We start from the raw sequence: 16,171 nt of genomic DNA, 5'->3' as shown, positions 1-16,171 counted from the left end.
TCGAAAAAGTCGTTGATTAACAACCTTTTTGAGTCAGCTTTTCTTATCTCCCTTACTCTTAATAAAAGATGCGAAATTCACTACAATTGATAATTTGTATGCATCAATATATTCTTAAAAACAAGCTCTGGTCTTTCCTCCGTAATTAAATGTCCTGTTTTTTCATAGGTAATTAACTTGGCATCGGGTAAATCCTGAACTAATTGTTTACCAACTTCCACTGGAACCACTCGATCTTCCTCTCCCCAAATTAATAATGTGGGGACTTGTATATCCTGAAGTTGCTTTGGTAATAAATCACCCTCTCGATGACGAATTAGTCGAATTAAAGCTTTATAAAATCCTTTTTCAGCTAGTGGTCTACCGAATTCACGAACCAATTCATCATTGATCAATGATTGATTAAAAAAAACATTCCCCAAGTGATATTTAACGTCTTTTCTTCCAATATAATAATGAATGACTTTTTCAAAGAAGGGTAAATATGAACTAATAATCAGAAGTTTTTTTGAACGCTTTAAATATCCTGAACTACTTAATAAAATTAGTTTGTTAATTTTCTCAGGTGCGATTCGCGCGATATTTAGAGCAATTTGACCGCCCATTGAATGAGCAACAATATGAGTGTTAGCAAATCCAAACTTGTGGATACATTCAATCATTAACTTCGCATAGTTTTCAAAACTATAAACAAACGAAGTGGACTTCTCACTTTTCCCAAAACCTGGGAGGTCAACTGCGATTATTGAAAACTTCTTTTGTAATAAGGGGATGATACGACGAAATGTATAAGTAGAAGAAGCAAAGCCGTGGATTAGAAGAATTGGTGGTTTATCCTCCAATAAGTATTCACAGTACAAGTTGATATTATCAATTTTAATATAGGTTTGATTCAAACTATTAACAAACAATGTGTTCCACTCCTCAAGAATTAAATTATAGTTATTATTATTTATCAATTAGAACATGAGGATACAGATTAAAAGTAAATACGTTAAGGACACTTCCACACTGGGAAGTGCCCTTTTTTCAATATTTTTTGGTGGCTATTCTGTTTTAATTAGCCTGAACATTTGTATCAATATTGGTAAGAAAATTATGAAAAAAGTATAAAATATCAGTTGTAATTTCACCAATTGCTCCATTAGTTTCTAAACATAAAAAAAATCCACCTTCCATAAAGGAAAGCGGTTTTCATTCTCCATTCATTTCATGGGATACTTTTGTTCGATATAGTGTAAAAAGGCAGTCACAACTTGTGGACCGGTTTCTACAATTCTACCTTCTTCGAATGCAGAGAAGCTATCACCACCCGAAGCTAAATAATTGCTAACGGCTACCTCATATTCTCTGTCAGGTTGAAGGTTTTGACCCTTACTGTCCTTCAGCATAATAATTCGACTGCCAATTGGTGCATTAGGGTCCCACCTATACGTTAACCCAACAGTTTGTAACATATTATTTACCTGATCTCTTCTCCACTGCTGCTCTAATGCTAATTTAATTTGGTCCCCTGTTAAGATTAATTTAGTGATACTATGGCCAAATGGCATTTGTGTATATAGGTCTTCTAAAGTAATATTTCCTCGCTGTAAGCTTCCCCGCATTTCTCCTTGATGGACAAAGGCAATTTCTGTCCCCATGGCTTTCCGCTCAGAATCTGCAATCATTTTCGCGAATGGAGATTCACCATTTACATCTTGCTTCCGGCTGATTTCTTCAGGAATGAATCCGATAATTTGATTAAACTGATTACCCAATTTTCCCTTAAGCTTTTTTAAAAAAGTAACCGTATTTTTATCTGGTTCTATCTGATGATGTGAAGTCACAATAATCTTAGCTTTTTTCCAAACAATATCATTGGTATAACGATCTATTACCATGTTCACTTGAGAAAAGGCTTCCCCGTAAGAATAGGCTTGAACAATCAGTTTATCATCTACAACTGTATTGGCATAGTGATGGCTATGGCCTGCAAAAATAACATCGACTTCGTCATCGATTTTTGGGGCCATCTCCACTAAAGCTTCTTGGGGATTAGTTCCTGACTGATTCGATTTTGCTGAAATATGTGCCAGTACAACAATCGATTTAATCCCTTTTTCCTTTAATTGCTTAACTGTTCGATTAATTGCTGATACTTCATCCACTATTTCTACTTCTTTTCGATTTTCATGGGTTACATACATGTTGGTTTCGGTTGTGACCACACCAATAAAGCCCATTTTTATTCCGTCAATATCCTTAATGACATATGATGGTAACAAGGATGCACCGGTCTTTTTATCGATGATATTTGCAGAAATGTAAGAGGTATTGGCGCCTTTAAAGTAACCTGTTCTTTCATGGAATCCGCCAAAAATGAGACGTTTCATTTCTGCTACGCCTTCGTCCAATTCATGATTACCAGGTGTACCGACATCAATGTGAAGGAGATTTAAAAATTGAATTGTGGGTTCGTCTTGAAATTGAGAAGAAATGGGGGGACTTCCTCCTACCATATCACCAGCATGAACAAGTAAGGTATTTGGGTTTTCCCGTTTATATACTTTTAAATAAGCAGCCAAGTATTCGGCCCCTCCTGCCATGGACCCTGAAACCCTTCGATACTTGTTTAGTTGACCGTGAAAATCATTAATACCTAACAATTGTACTCGAACGTAGTGGTTGGATGTGGATTGCGTCACTGTGGATGGATTGTGTGAAGATACCGTGAAGATACAGATACCAAAAGTAATACAGACTAAGATGACTAAAGAAGACATGATCTGAAATTTTAACAACTTCCGATCCCTCCCTCATGATGTACTTTAAGGATAACTCTGGAATTTTATATCTGTTTGAATTGCATGTAAAGTTTTTGTTACAAATTTTTTGTTAGGGCAGATTACACTATGGTGTTAATTATATTTTTAATAAGATTCAACTTAAAAAAGAATTCAACATTACACCAGTAAATTTGTACATATTACACTATAAAAAAATACTTATTGGAATCCAAAAAATTTATTTTTTCGACAAGCTTCTGTCCAGGTTCATGAGGAAATTCATTTCTAATATGAGTTTTGTTCTAATTCTAGTATTACTAATTTCATAACATTATAGAACTATTACTAGTGAATTTAGCACAATAGTCGAATGTCTCTAATAAAATTGTCGTTCTTTATCGAGAAGTTCCTATATCCAATAAGTGGCTGTAGGACTAAAATAGAACTGTTAGATTAATTATTTAGGAGGTCTTTCTATTGAAAAAGAGAAAAAAAGGAATGGCGATTGCAGCCAGCAGTATCTTAGCACTCTCTCTCTCATCTTTTAATCTGCACACTTCTGCAACTTCACCATCTAAAAGCTACCTCATCGCTTACAACCAATCATCTTTACCTAAAACCTATCAGACAGACATTAAGAATGCCGGAGGCGTAGTGGTAAATGCTATTCCGGAAATCGGCGGATTAGAAGTCCGCTCATCGAATCCTAATTTTCTAAACAATTTAAAATCTAATTCTAGTATTATTGCGGCAAACGTAGAAATGCACTATAAGTTGGACGACGAGCAACCGGCTGCAGCTGACGGTAAGCCTGTAACACTTCACCCTGATCTAAATGGTACATATTGGGGCTCACAATGGGATATTCGTCATTTAACGAATGAAGGTAAATCCTTTAAAATTGAGTCAGGCGGTACAGAAGCAAATGGAAAAGTTACTCATAAGGCTGTAGTCGGTGTTATCGACACAGGTATTGATGCCAATCATCCTGACCTTAAAGCCAACTATGTTGGCGGTCAAAGTTTCGTTCCGGCAGGAGGTTATTCTGGAAATGACAAGACTGAAACAGGAAACCCCAAGGACGTACTGGATCGTGAAGGTCATGGTACACACGTAGCTGGTTCCATTGCGGGTAATGGAAAAATAAAAGGTGTCGGTCCAGATCTAGGAATCATGGCTTACCGTATATTTGACAGTTCTGGAAGCGCCCCAACTACACCAATTGTTAAAGCAATGATTCAAGCAGCTAAAGATAAAGTGGACGTTGTGAATATGTCCATTGGCGGCTATGACAATTTAAAATATGAATACAATGGCACTAATTATAGTGACATTGCAGATGTTCTCCTTTGGAAACGGGCGGTAAAATATGCAGTGAGTAATAATGTAACCATTGTGGCTTCTGCCGGTAATGAGTCGTTAAACTATGTTGATAAAAAATCACTAACTGATTATTTGAATGCCAATTATGGTGATACGAACCTTGTTTTTAAAGGCGTCACCATTGAAACACCAGGTGGAGTTCCAGGCGTCATTACAGTATCTTCCTCAAATCAATGGTCGAAAGATCAATTGGCATTCTATTCAAACTATGGAAATAGCTTTATTACGGTAGCAGCTCCTGGCGGGGACAACGGTCCTAAATATGCTTTAACGGGGAATTTAGATGATCGTGACTTTACTTACCGTGCATTGTCAACATGGCCAACTTATTTAGAGCCTTATTTCACTACCATTGATCCGGAGCATCCTGGATATGCCTACCTCCATGGAACCTCCATGGCTTCGCCGAAGGTTGCCGGTATTGCTGGAGTCATCAAAGCAGCCCATCCAGACCTGAAGCCAACTCAGGTAGAGGCCCTTATTGAGAAGACCTCTTTAGATTATGGCAAACCAGGTCATGATCAATACTATGGTGCCGGTGAAGCAAATGCTTATACGGCTTTAACAGGTAAATAGCATAAAGTAAGGCCCATCTCTGTTAAATAGATGGGCCTTTATATCTTGTCAAAGGTTCATTTCCAAAAGTAGAAAGGTAATTTTTGATCTCATATGTAAACTCGGTTGAATCGTAACAGTTTATTATTCTTTGCGTAGTTTGCTGTCATTAATGCGTCATTAATGCGTCCCAGTTACATCTAATGTAGTATTTGTTACTTGCTTTTTTTCAAATGTGGAAGCGTTAATTTTCTCTTGCAACTTTTCATAATAAAGGTCTGCGTCTACCGGCAACTCTACCCTTTCGTTTAGCCAAGAAGATAAGTAGATTCCATTTGAAATTTCTAATGCCTTTACTCCATCTTCCCCAGGCGAAAGTAGAGGTGAATTCTTAACAATGGCATCTATCCAGTTTTGAACAATAATTGCATGATTTGCATTATCACTTTTTACTGGTATTTTCATTTTTTTAGATTTAGGCTGGCCAAAACCTCCTGTATACGAAGAATTAAATTCACGTTCTGATTGTGTTAATTGGTAAAAAGTAAGTTCTTCATTTTCAACTACAATTTTCCCGCGGTCTCCAACAATCTCAAGGCGATTCGTACCCGGTGCTTCTCCTGTTGAAGCAATGAACACACCTGTCGCCCCGTTTTCGTATTCCACAAAGGCTGTTACATCATCTTCCACTTCTATATCATGATACTTGCCTAAACTAGTTACTGAACGAATACTCTTTGGCATAAGACCTGTCGTCCACTGCCAAATATCTAATTGGTGAAGGGCCTGATTTAATAGAACTCCTCCGCCTTCACCTTTCCAGGTGGCTCTCCATTTACTAGAATTGTAATAACTTTGTGGACGGTAAGAATCTGTAACAATCCAATTGGTACGTTTAATTTCGCCCAATTCACCTGACTGAATAAGGTCGCGCACTTTCTGATAAAGTGGATTAGCCCTTTGGTTATACATGATGCTGAACACTTTTCCACAATATTTCGCTGCAGCATTCATTTCCAGCACATTCTTGGTGTAGACGCCCGCCGGCTTTTCAATTAGGACATGTTTCCCTTTCGCAAATGCCTTTTTGGCTAGTTCTGGATTACTGTAATGCGGGGTTGCTATTAGTACAGCATCGATTCCTGATTCATTGAAAAAGGTTTCTACATCCTTGAAATTTTCACCTCTCCCTTTATATGGGTTTTTACCCATTCGATTCGGCTCTCATTACTGCTGCAAACCGCAGTTAACTCCGCTCCTTTAATTTGACCTTTATTTATCATTTGTACATGCGAGCTGCCCATATTTCCTATTCCGATTACACCAATTTTAACCACACTCATCTAATTCCCTCATTTTTTGAATTTTGTTGAAAAACTATATAAATCTAGGAAATAATACCTTCATTCTTATTCGAATTTTGCAAATGATAGATTTAATAAATAACCGCATAGTGGTACACTAGTATCATATTGTGGTTACACTCATTATAATGAATGTTTAAATTACATGTCAATTACGATCTATTCATCTTTCCACACATAAAGCTAGTATAACGAGCATCGGTTCAACGGGGGATTTACCAACCACTTTATTTATACAGCTCTTGCTCCTAATCGGTAAAAACAATTCAAACATCCGTTATAATAAATAAGATATACAGGGAGGCGTACATACTTATGCACATCGATAAAAAAGATCAAACTAAAACATCTAATGTTCAAGTAATCTCTCGTGCGGCTAATATACTGAGGACTCTTAGAGCTCATCCAAAAGGATTAAGCTTATCGCAAATTGCTAAAGAAGTGGGCATGGCCAGATCCACCGTTCAAAGAATTGTTAATACACTTGAACAGGAGAGATTTATTGCAGCGGCTTCTATTAATGGAGGGTTCCGTCTTGGACCAGAGATTGCCATGCTTGCAGGCGCTGTCCATAGTGATTTAAGAGAAGAAGTCCGGCCATTTTTATTAAACTTATCACATCAAATCAATGAAACGGTTGACCTTTCCGTATTGGAAAATGGAAAGGTACTGTTTGTAGATCAGATTATCGCTCCACATCCATTGCAGGCGACTTCACAACCAGGGGCATCTTTTCCATTGCATTGTACAGCAAATGGAAAAGCGATACTCGCCTCCTTACCTTTAGCTGAGGTAGAGAAACTGTTACCTGAGCATATGCAACAGTATACGGAGCATACCATAACGACTCGGGATGAACTGTTAAGGGAGTTGGAACAGGTTCGTAAAAAGGGAGTTAGTTTTGCAAGGGAGGAACACATTCCTGGAATTTGTGCCGTGGGCGCAGCTGTTGTTGATCACATGGGAAATATTAGTGCGGTCTCCATTCCACTTCCATCCACCCGATTCTACGGGCATGAAGAAAGGCTGGCAGAAGCACTCATTCATACTTGTCACAAAATCAACGAGCACTTTGAAATGAAATAATGAAGAATGAACCAAGTTGTGCGGCTGCTTAAATAGACCTTTTGAAATGTGTTGTTATTTCGTTAAAGGATGAATGGTTTGAATTCTGAGATTTTTCCCCATAATGGATGATGTGAAGAATCCACATTAAAAAAGCGATCAGCTAATATTGTACTGGTCTGGTGGTTCTCATCAAATATCTATTTTTCAAGAGGTGATCGTATGAGTTTACAGCGCACGTTTATAATGGTAAAGCCTGATGGGGTGAAGCGAGGGTTAATCGGAGAAATTCTCAGACGCTTTGAACAAAAAGGTTTTACCTTATTGAATGCAGAGCTAATGACAATGGACCGCACTAAAGCTGAGTATCATTATATGGAGCATCAGGAAAAGCCGTTTTTCGGTGAATTAGTGGATTTCATTACCTCAGGTCCTGTTTTTGCCATGGTCTGGGAAGGAGAAAATATAGTAGAGGTTTCTCGTCTAATGATAGGAAAGACAAGCCCATCGGAAGCTATGCCAGGCACCATCCGTGGTGACTTTGCATTTTCAAAAGAAGAAAATGTTATCCATGGCTCTGATTCTATTCTTAGCGCAGAACGTGAAATTGAAAATTTCTTTGGGCTCCTGAAGAAACGAATCTCAAGAGATGATTTTCCTTTCGAAGATCGAAAATCTGTTTAATGACACAAAGGACACTTCCATTCTCGGAAGTGTCCTTTTCTTTCTAAAACATTATTTTGAGGCTACACTGCCTTGAAAAGCCTGCTTTAAAGCTGATGCAGCCTGCTCTATTGCTTTCTTTCCTTGTTCGAGTGCACCCGGCATCCAGAAATAACCGTGAATCATACCGTCATATCGTGTTTCCTCTACTTGAACCCCAGCTTCTCTTAACCTTTCTGCATAAGCTTCTCCTTCGTCACGGAGGGGGTCAAACTCCCCTGTTAAAACCAATGCTGGAGGAAGTCCGCTAAGATCATTCGCTTGCAGAGGAGAAGCATAAGGATTTTTGCCATCCTCTTCATTCCTTAAATAATGATTCCAGAACCAGATCATGCTATCTTTTGTTAGTAAATAACCATCAGCGTTTTCAGTATAGGACTCCGTTGCATAGGAATGGTTGGTAACAGGATAGATCAGCATTTGGTAAGCCAATCGAATTTCTTTCTTGTCTCTTGCCATTTTCGCTACAACAGCGGCTAGGTTTCCGCCCGCACTGTCCCCGCCGACAGCAATTCTATTAGGATCGACCTGAATGAAGGCAGCATTTTCAACCACCCACTTGGCTGCTGCATACGAATCATCCGCTGCTGCCGGAAATTTATGCTCCGGAGCCAATCGATAGTCTACTGAAACTACCACACAGCTTGATCTATTGGCCAGCATTCGGCAAGGCACTTCTACTGTATCCAAATTACCAATGACCCATCCGCCGCCATGATAATAAACCAATGCAGGAAAAGGACCATCTCCGTCTGGTGTATAAATACGAACCGGTATCTCTCCTTCAGGACCAGGTATCGTCCTATCCTCTACCTTCCCTACTTCCTCAGGCTCTCCAGCCAAAGCACTAAAATCAGTCGTCAGTCTTGCTTCTTCAGGTGTTAATGTATGCATTGCCGGAGCTCCCATCGCTTCCATTTGTTCCAATAAGAATTTCGCTTGTTGATCTAATGCCATTATTCGTTTCCCCCTTAAAGATTATTAAAGATTGATATAGGATTAATGCTCAAGTATATTACTTAACAACACTTTCTTCTGAAGCTTTCAACATGAACCCTTCATAGCCTTTTTCAGCAACTTCATCACAAATCTGGCGATAAGGGCCCACTCCACCGAGATAAATCTGGAACCCGCGCGCCTTCCCTTCAATATTTGCACCCATATACCATGAGTCCGTCTTTACATAAAGAGTTGGTTCGGCAACCTCTCTGCAATGCTTGGTCCAGGCATTTTCAGCTTCCACATTCACCTCGATAACTTCTTTATTGTTATCACACATATAGTTGATGCAATCCGATACCCATTCGACATGTTGTTCAATCGATACCATCATATTACTAAGTACAGAAGGACTCTCAGGTCCCGTAAGCATGAACATGTTAGGGAAACCGGCTGTTCCGATTCCGAGGTATGTCCTTGTTTCTGCTCCGCCTGCCCATTTTTCCTTTAGTGACACTCCATCTCTACCACGGATATCTATTTTAAACAATGGACCTGTCATGGCATCAAAGCCCGTTGCAAACACAATCATGTCAAGTTCATATTCAGCATCTGCTGTCCGCACACCAGTTGGTGTAATTTCCTCAATTTGTGCTTTTTTCACATCAACAAGGGTTACATTTTCTCGGTTATACGTTTCGAAGTAGTCAGTATCAATGATCGGGCGTTTGGTACCATAATAAAAGTTCGGAAGTAACTTCTCTGCTACCTCTTGATCTTTTACCACTTCTCGTATTTTAGTGCGAATAAATTCTGCAACGGTTTCATTTGCTTCAGATGTTAAACTTAAATCATTATAAGAATAAGAAATCGTAAGAAGTCCACCTTTTTCCCAAGCAGCTTCATAGGTCCGGCGCCGTTCTTCCGGAGTATCGTCAAACGCTGAGCGGTCACGAGGCACTGCTGGTATCCCTGTAAGAGAAGAGCGCATTTGGGTTCGAATTTCACTATAATTTTCTCGAACTTGTTTAATATATTCCGGGTCGTTTGGTTCATTTCTAGCTGGAGTACTATATTGAGGAGTGCGCTGAAAAACAGTGAGGTGTTCTGCTTCTTTGGCAATGACAGGTATGGACTGAATGCCGCTGGATCCCGTACCGATAACTCCTACCCGTTTCCCTTTAAATTCCACTTTTTCATGTGGCCAGCGTCCGGTATGATACCATTCACCCTTAAAGCTCTCCAGCCCTTTAAATTTCGGTACATTGGAAGCTGATAAGCAACCAACTGCTGTAATAAAGTAACGAGCTGATACCGTCTGACCGTTATTCAAGTGAACTTCCCATCTATTCTTCTCTTCATCAAAGTGCGCAGAATCTACACGTGTCTTGAATTGGATATCCCGGCGCAAATCGAACTTATCAGAAACATAATTAATGTAGCTTAAGATTTCCGGCTGCTCAGCATATTTAGAGGACCACGTCCATTCCTTGAGGAGTTCTTCAGAGAAAGTGTAATTGTAATAGATGCTTTCTACATCGCAGCGGGCACCTGGATAGCGATTCCAATACCATGTACCACCAACATTGTCGCCAGTTTCAAATATACGGGTTGAAAAACCTGCTTCACGCAGGCGGTAAAGCAGATACAATCCCGAAAATCCAGCCCCAACGATCACTGCATCCAGTTCAATGAGAGAATTCGATTTTTGAGTTAATGCCATTTTTCTCTACCTCCTCATTTTCTTATCCTTTAATGATTACATCTGAGTATAGGTATTCAGCACATGTCTGCTCATTTTTCCTGAGTTAAAATACTTATTAAATGTAAACGGTTCCAATTATTGAAATACATCAGAAATTAATAGCACTCCCCCTCTTATATAAAATTTAAAAATCTTCAAGAAATGCTCTAAGAAAGTCTATCTAAAGTTTAATATATTTCGTATAATTTGAATATTCCTAATTTTCTATGTATTAAATCCCTATAATGAAGGTGATAATGTGACATTAAATTCTACCATTTTAGATAATATTCAAGATTTAGAAGAAGCTCAAACACATGAAGATAAACTTTATAAAATACTCGAAATCTATATGAACCTTTTTCCTGTTAAAAACTCATTTTTATTTAGGTACTCCCATTTAGGCTTTCTTGGAGAAGGTATTATCTCGATTAATCCTGATGGGCTCCTTCACATTCGGGATATAAGGGATGATATTCGCTCTTTGCCCGTTATATACGCGGCCCTTTATGAAAGGAGGGCAAAGTATTGTAGTGGCATTGAATACCTTCGACAAGTGAACAGTAAATACATAACCTCATCAAATGTAAACTCCTTCTTAGTTGTCCCCATCTGTTTTAGCTCAGTAGCAATTGGATATATTTGCACCAACGAGTTTGAAAATAACGCAAACATTAACGATCAATTACTCACTTCTTTTACCCAATATGGTCGTCAGGTTGGCAAAATTATGGAAAAAACAAACGGACCGGATGCTGCCAATTTATTAAGCAGAAGAGAACTTGAAGTGATGAAAAGGGTATCCTGGGGGGAGAGTACAAAGGAAATGGCCGATACTATGGCCCTTAGTGAAGTTACCATCAATCAGTATGTTAAATCAGCTATTAAGAAATTGGGTGTACAAAATAGGGTACAGGCGGTTGCGGAACTGTTCCGGCAGGGGATTATTTCCTAATTCCTTAATTGTACCTACTTCTTTATAGACCAAGTGCTTGAGCATTAAAGCAAATTTCATACAACAGAACTTCTTTGAACCATGTATAGAGGAAACAGTATTTGTAAAGCCTTCTAGTAATGATTTTTCGATGGAGGAAAATGGAAAAAACTATGTTTTCATTACGTGGGGATGCTCATAAAATCTATCTAAAACTTAAAAGAGCTTCAAACAACAAAAAACCTTTCAAATCTATAAAAGAACTTATAGAAGTAGAAGATATTCAAAAATTTTATATTTCTATTGATAGCGAAACACTAAAAAAAATTTATTATTGTATGATAAAAGAAAAAAATGGTTCCGGAATCATTCCAATTCTAATATCTTCAGCACCGTGGCTCTTCTTCTTATTTTCAAAACAATTACAAGAATTCCTTTTCAAAGAAGGTAGTTTTCTTTGGGTCATCTTTGTTTTTGCTTACATAACTATTCTTACTGTAAGTGTGATTCTTCACTTTCATGAAAAATCTTGGGCTTCCGTCCATATTGAAATTATTCAAGAAATATTACATGAACGAAAACAAAAGTTCTCCGAATAATGTATCGGCACATTATATCCAATAACCCAAAAAAGAACGACTAAAAATTTAAATCGGTCTATCATCTTCAAATTAAAAACCTGCTATTAACGTTTTTAAGTTCTTGAGTTAATAGCAGGTTTTACACATTAAATAGGATAAATAATACACATAGTAACCAACAAAGGCCCGTCTCTTACAGTACGGCGTTTGTTTCGCACCTTCAGAAATTACCTAAGTTAATCCAAGAGTATATGGGCTGACACTTATTAAAAATTTTGGCGACCTGGCACGTAAAGTTAAAAATATCACGGACAATTGCTACACTAATAGAAAGTGTTGAAAGACAATTTAAATCGTAGTCTCTACATTTTCAAGCTTCGATTCCGACACTTTATCTGATTTCATTAACAAAATATAAGCAATGAATCCGATACCAATCCCTAAGAACCAAGAATAGGTGTACAACTCTTTCAATGCTGGAATAATTAATCCAATAAATGATGCTATCAGCCCTATTACTAGGGCAATTAGTGCCTTAACATTCCAACCATTTGTATACTCGTATAGTCCGTCTTTTCTATAAAAACTAGCTAAATCATATTTCCTGCGTGCAACTAGGAAATAATCAGCAATCATGATTCCACCGACAGGCCCAAGTGCTCCACCGATTGCCCCTAGAACATTAAAAATGGTTCCTGAGTTGTTGTACCATAGCCAGGGTGCAAAAAATAAGGCAACCATTATCGAAATGAGTCCGGCTTTTACAAAGTTAAGTTTTTGCGGAAATAAGTTTACTAGGTCGTAGGCAGGTGAAACAACGTTTGCTGCTACATTTACAGATAAGGTAGCAATGAGCAATGCAAAAGCTCCCAGGAATAAAACAAACGGGTTTCCAAATTGCTGAAGCAATTCGACTGGATCCCAAATGGGTCTACCGAAAGCAATGATGGTTCCCGAAGTTGTAATAATACTCATAATAGCAAAAATAATCGCTGTACCTGGTAATCCAATTGCCTGGCCGATAACTTGATCTTTTTGACTTCGTGCAAACCTAGTAAAATCCGGTATATTCAGTATTAAGGTAGCCCACGTTCCAATCAGTCCGGTAATCGAAACTCCAAATGCACTCCAAAATGCACCACCCGTTAATTTTGCTGGTTCATCAAAAAGTGGTCCTAATCCATTCGATACTGTTATTGCCCAAATAACAAGAGCTAACCCTAAAACAATTACAAGTGGGCCTGCCCATAGCTCAAAAAATTTAACTCGTTCCATGCCATGTGAGATTACCCATGCATGTAATATCCAGAAAAGTGCAACTGCAAGGGCATCATTTAGCCCCATACCTAAAATATGAATGGACGACAAACTATTCCAGCCTGGTATTAATGCACCTAGAACAGCTCCTACTGCTTTACTTCCTAAGTAAGCTTGAACGGCAAACCAGAATATCGCTACAAATGCCCTTATAATGATCGGAAGCTGTGCCCCTTTGTATCCAAAAGAAGCACGAATCAGAACCGGGAAAGGGATCCCGTATTTAGCACCCGCTGCACTATTTAGCCACATCGCTATAATAAGAATAATATTGGCCGTTATCACGGTTGCTAGAGCCTGCCAGACACTCATTCCTAACCCAAGCAAACTTCCTGCTGTTTCATATGCGACTATATTATGGACCATCCCCATCCACACTGTCGTATAGTTCAGCCAATTCCAATTCCTCTTTTCCTTATTAAGAGGTGCAAGGTCCTCATTATATAAAGAGGGATCTTTTACTTTTAAAGAATCTTGATCTTCCATTGATATCGTTCGCATGGTATTCACTCCTTTTTTTGACACGCCATAGAAAGGTGGATTGGATTCTCAAAAAGTTTTAACTGAATGTTCTGAATTCTATTTTACTAATATATCCCCCTTCCCTACTGACTTATGGTTTTACAAGTACAACTTATTGTTTAACATGATTGTATTCTACTGAAAGAATGGCTAGTTGTAACAAAATTGGTAAGAAAAGCTAACATAAAATAAATTAAAAAATGTAACTCTGGATCATATCAATTATGTAACACAAACAAAGGCCCATATGAATAGATGGGCCTTTGTTTCATGCAATATCTTCCGTCCTACAAAATTATTTCGGGCTGTTTTGGAGTGTTTTTTGTAAGTTAATAAGCTCTTTTTGAATAGTTGGGAAAGATTCTATTTCCGGAACTTTTCTAATAGATGGGGACCTTTGCAAACCCGCTGCGATTGCGGTTGTTTCACAAACATAAAGTAATTGGGAAAGTGTATCTTCATAAAGCAACGGACGGCTATCTGATTTCGCACAATTTTCCAGTAAATATCCTAGCTGTTCAATCGAAAAAACTACAGTCCAGTAATAATCTAATGCTTTTCGATCAGCTGGAATCTCACCTAATGCTGTGTTATACAAGGTTTTTAAATTATTGATATTCGTTTTCATCTTTTTTAACTCTCTGCTCTCTCTCGCATTAAATCCCTTTCCTTGATCAGAAAATAAAATAAGTAAAAATTGGGCCTGACTACGAATGGTTTTCGCAACTAAATGAGGAAGACGACTCGACGCAGATCTTCTTCCCACTAACCATACACCCATAAGTCCAATGATACTACCAATCAAAACATCCAAAATTCTTGCAGAAGCAAAATAAGTAAAATCAAAATCCCCCAAACTCGTGCTTTCAGCCATGAGTAAAGCATTTGGTGTAAAAAACAATGCGGCTAACCCATAATTTTTTACAATAAACAGTTCTGTAATAAACGTTAATAATAATACAAACAAAGCAATAATATAGCCGTCAGGATGCAGGGAAAGAATGATGCTGGCAATCAAGATCCCCAGCAATGTACCAATACCTCTTTGAATGGCACGATGAAAGGTGGCGACAATGGAGAATCCTGACATCACAGCTACACAGGATAATGGGACCCAATAAGACCGTACAAATCCAAACTGGAAAGCGATAATAGCCGCAATAATCGTTATGATACCAAACCGAAAAGCAGCAATAAAAATGATGGAATTCTTATCAAATGCACCCCCAAGGACCGTCTTAATGGAGGGCTTAGAGAATTCAACCACTTTATTTATTTTGGAAGTTGGTTCGTTCATGATAGCATCTGCATCATAAATTAATTTAAACAAGTAAGCAATACGATCATCCATCTCATCTGGTTGCAAGATTTCCCCTGCAACGATTTTTATCTTACTCTTCCCGTCTAACGATAGAGCCGTTTTTCGGAGAGATTGCCCTAATTCTGGTGGTAATTTCGTATCATGTTCTGAAAAATTTTCAAGTATGTAAGTAAAAATCGAATGGGCAGAAGTATTTAAAACATATAATCGTTTAAAAAGGTCTGTTTGTCTCCAAGAGATATAACCTGATGCAAGTGTTTCATCCGCTTCGTTTAAGACTGACATCACACGATGTCTTGACTCATTAAAACGCTCCGTTCCAACTGAATCGATAAAGGCAGACAGTTCAATTAAAGCCCTTCTCATAACACCAGTTTCTGGACCATGCGGATGAAAGAAATAACCAACCATCGCTATGATCCAAGACAGACTCCCGCCAAGGAAAACAAGTCCTGCTCGTAAAGGAGCAGATCCTGGATCAACAGGCATACCAGTTGTCATTGCAAAAACGAGTACAAGAAAGATTGCCGAAGGACCTGCAATTCTTAAAGCTCCAAAAATAAATATGGCAACAGCTCCAATTACCCCCATTAAAATAGCAATTGCAAGTGGATATGGAGCAACAAGTGTACCTAGTGCAGTAAGTAATGATAAAGCAAGTACAATAATAAAAATCTTTTTAGCCCGTTGAGCATAGGGTATATTAAAAACGTAAAGATAGGTAAAACCACCCATGCCAGCTATCAACCCATATTCTAATTGATCTAATAGTAATCCAATTAGAATTGGCAATGATGCTGCTATCCCTGCAGAAAATGCCTTTAACCAAGGAAAAGGCTTTTTATTAACAGACAAAGCCTGGTTTATCATGGATGGGGATTTAAAGGACTTTTCTTGCATACTTTTCACTTCTTTCTTAATAACTAATACAAAATACGATTTTCATTATTATTAT

General features: G+C 38.2%; 11 protein-coding genes and 1 pseudogene. 5 read left to right on the top strand and 7 right to left on the bottom strand.

The genetic code is table 11. The annotated features are described in order from the left end of the window. Positions 1-80: 80 nt before the first annotated feature. Positions 81-911, bottom strand: a complete 831-nt coding sequence (locus COD92_RS10745) for an alpha/beta fold hydrolase (protein WP_098996294.1) — start codon at positions 909-911, stop codon at positions 81-83. A 294-nt stretch (positions 912-1,205) separates the two neighbouring features. Continuing rightward, the gene (locus tag COD92_RS10740) at positions 1,206-2,783 is read right to left on the bottom strand and encodes a bifunctional metallophosphatase/5'-nucleotidase (RefSeq protein WP_098530537.1); all 1,578 of its coding nucleotides are present in this window, start codon (positions 2,781-2,783) and stop codon (positions 1,206-1,208) included. A 462-nt stretch (positions 2,784-3,245) separates the two neighbouring features. Here COD92_RS10740 and COD92_RS10735 point away from each other — a divergent pair, with 462 nt between their 5' ends. Beyond that, positions 3,246-4,727, top strand: coding sequence for a S8 family peptidase (locus COD92_RS10735; RefSeq protein WP_255295271.1), 1,482 nt, complete (start codon positions 3,246-3,248; stop codon positions 4,725-4,727). Positions 4,728-4,886: 159 nt separating this feature from the next. On the opposite strand, the pseudogene COD92_RS10730 reads toward COD92_RS10735, so the two are convergent. Then, positions 4,887-6,049, bottom strand: a pseudogene (locus tag COD92_RS10730) (Gfo/Idh/MocA family protein). A 336-nt stretch (positions 6,050-6,385) separates the two neighbouring features. Between COD92_RS10730 and COD92_RS10725 the strand changes: the two are divergent. Together COD92_RS10725 and ndk are read left to right on the top strand one after the other, a co-directional pair. After that, positions 6,386-7,156, top strand: a complete 771-nt coding sequence (locus tag COD92_RS10725) for an IclR family transcriptional regulator (RefSeq protein WP_098996293.1) — start codon at positions 6,386-6,388, stop codon at positions 7,154-7,156. 201 nt (positions 7,157-7,357) lie between these two features. Further along, the gene (gene ndk / locus COD92_RS10720; protein WP_098996292.1) at positions 7,358-7,819 is read left to right on the top strand and encodes a nucleoside-diphosphate kinase; all 462 of its coding nucleotides are present in this window, start codon (positions 7,358-7,360) and stop codon (positions 7,817-7,819) included. Between the two features lie 51 nt (positions 7,820-7,870). Here the strand turns inward: ndk and COD92_RS10715 are convergent, their stop codons facing one another. Next, positions 7,871-8,815 (bottom strand): alpha/beta hydrolase, encoded by a 945-nt coding sequence (locus COD92_RS10715; protein ID WP_176550424.1) that lies wholly within the window; start codon positions 8,813-8,815, stop codon positions 7,871-7,873. 58 nt (positions 8,816-8,873) lie between these two features. Continuing rightward, on the bottom strand, positions 8,874-10,520 hold the full coding sequence (locus COD92_RS10710) for a flavin-containing monooxygenase (RefSeq protein WP_098996291.1): 1,647 nt from the start codon (positions 10,518-10,520) through the stop codon (positions 8,874-8,876). 280 nt (positions 10,521-10,800) lie between these two features. Between COD92_RS10710 and COD92_RS10705 the strand changes: the two genes are divergently transcribed. Then, positions 10,801-11,496: a response regulator transcription factor gene (locus COD92_RS10705; RefSeq protein ID WP_098996290.1), complete on the top strand. Its 696-nt coding sequence runs from the start codon at positions 10,801-10,803 to the stop codon at positions 11,494-11,496. Positions 11,497-11,636: 140 nt separating this feature from the next. Further along, complete coding sequence (locus COD92_RS10700) at positions 11,637-12,074, top strand: hypothetical protein (protein ID WP_255295270.1); 438 nt, start codon at positions 11,637-11,639, stop codon at positions 12,072-12,074. A gap of 330 nt (positions 12,075-12,404) precedes the next feature. On the opposite strand, the gene COD92_RS10695 is transcribed toward COD92_RS10700, so the two are convergent. Both COD92_RS10695 and COD92_RS10690 read right to left on the bottom strand, forming a co-directional pair. Then, positions 12,405-13,874 (bottom strand): NCS1 family nucleobase:cation symporter-1, encoded by a 1,470-nt coding sequence (locus COD92_RS10695; protein ID WP_255286746.1) that lies wholly within the window; start codon positions 13,872-13,874, stop codon positions 12,405-12,407. 316 nt (positions 13,875-14,190) lie between these two features. Next, the gene (locus COD92_RS10690; RefSeq protein WP_098996289.1) at positions 14,191-16,116 is read right to left on the bottom strand and encodes an FUSC family protein; all 1,926 of its coding nucleotides are present in this window, start codon (positions 16,114-16,116) and stop codon (positions 14,191-14,193) included. Positions 16,117-16,171: the final 55 nt, after the last annotated feature.

It is taken from the genome of Bacillus sp. AFS037270 (assembly GCF_002585305.1).
This window is presented reverse-complemented; position numbering and strand designations above follow the sequence as displayed.

Coding starts and splice junctions, on each gene's coding strand:
- COD92_RS10725 (WP_098996293.1), top strand. CDS start 6,386: ATGCACATCGATAAAAAAGATCAAACTAAAACATCTAATGTTCAAGTA.
- ndk (WP_098996292.1), top strand. CDS start 7,358: ATGAGTTTACAGCGCACGTTTATAATGGTAAAGCCTGATGGGGTGAAG.
- COD92_RS10715 (WP_176550424.1), bottom strand. CDS start 8,815: ATGGCATTAGATCAACAAGCGAAATTCTTATTGGAACAAATGGAAGCG.
- COD92_RS10710 (WP_098996291.1), bottom strand. CDS start 10,520: ATGGCATTAACTCAAAAATCGAATTCTCTCATTGAACTGGATGCAGTG.
- COD92_RS10700 (WP_255295270.1), top strand. CDS start 11,637: ATGGAAAAAACTATGTTTTCATTACGTGGGGATGCTCATAAAATCTAT.
- COD92_RS10695 (WP_255286746.1), bottom strand. CDS start 13,874: ATGCGAACGATATCAATGGAAGATCAAGATTCTTTAAAAGTAAAAGAT.
- COD92_RS10690 (WP_098996289.1), bottom strand. CDS start 16,116: ATGCAAGAAAAGTCCTTTAAATCCCCATCCATGATAAACCAGGCTTTG.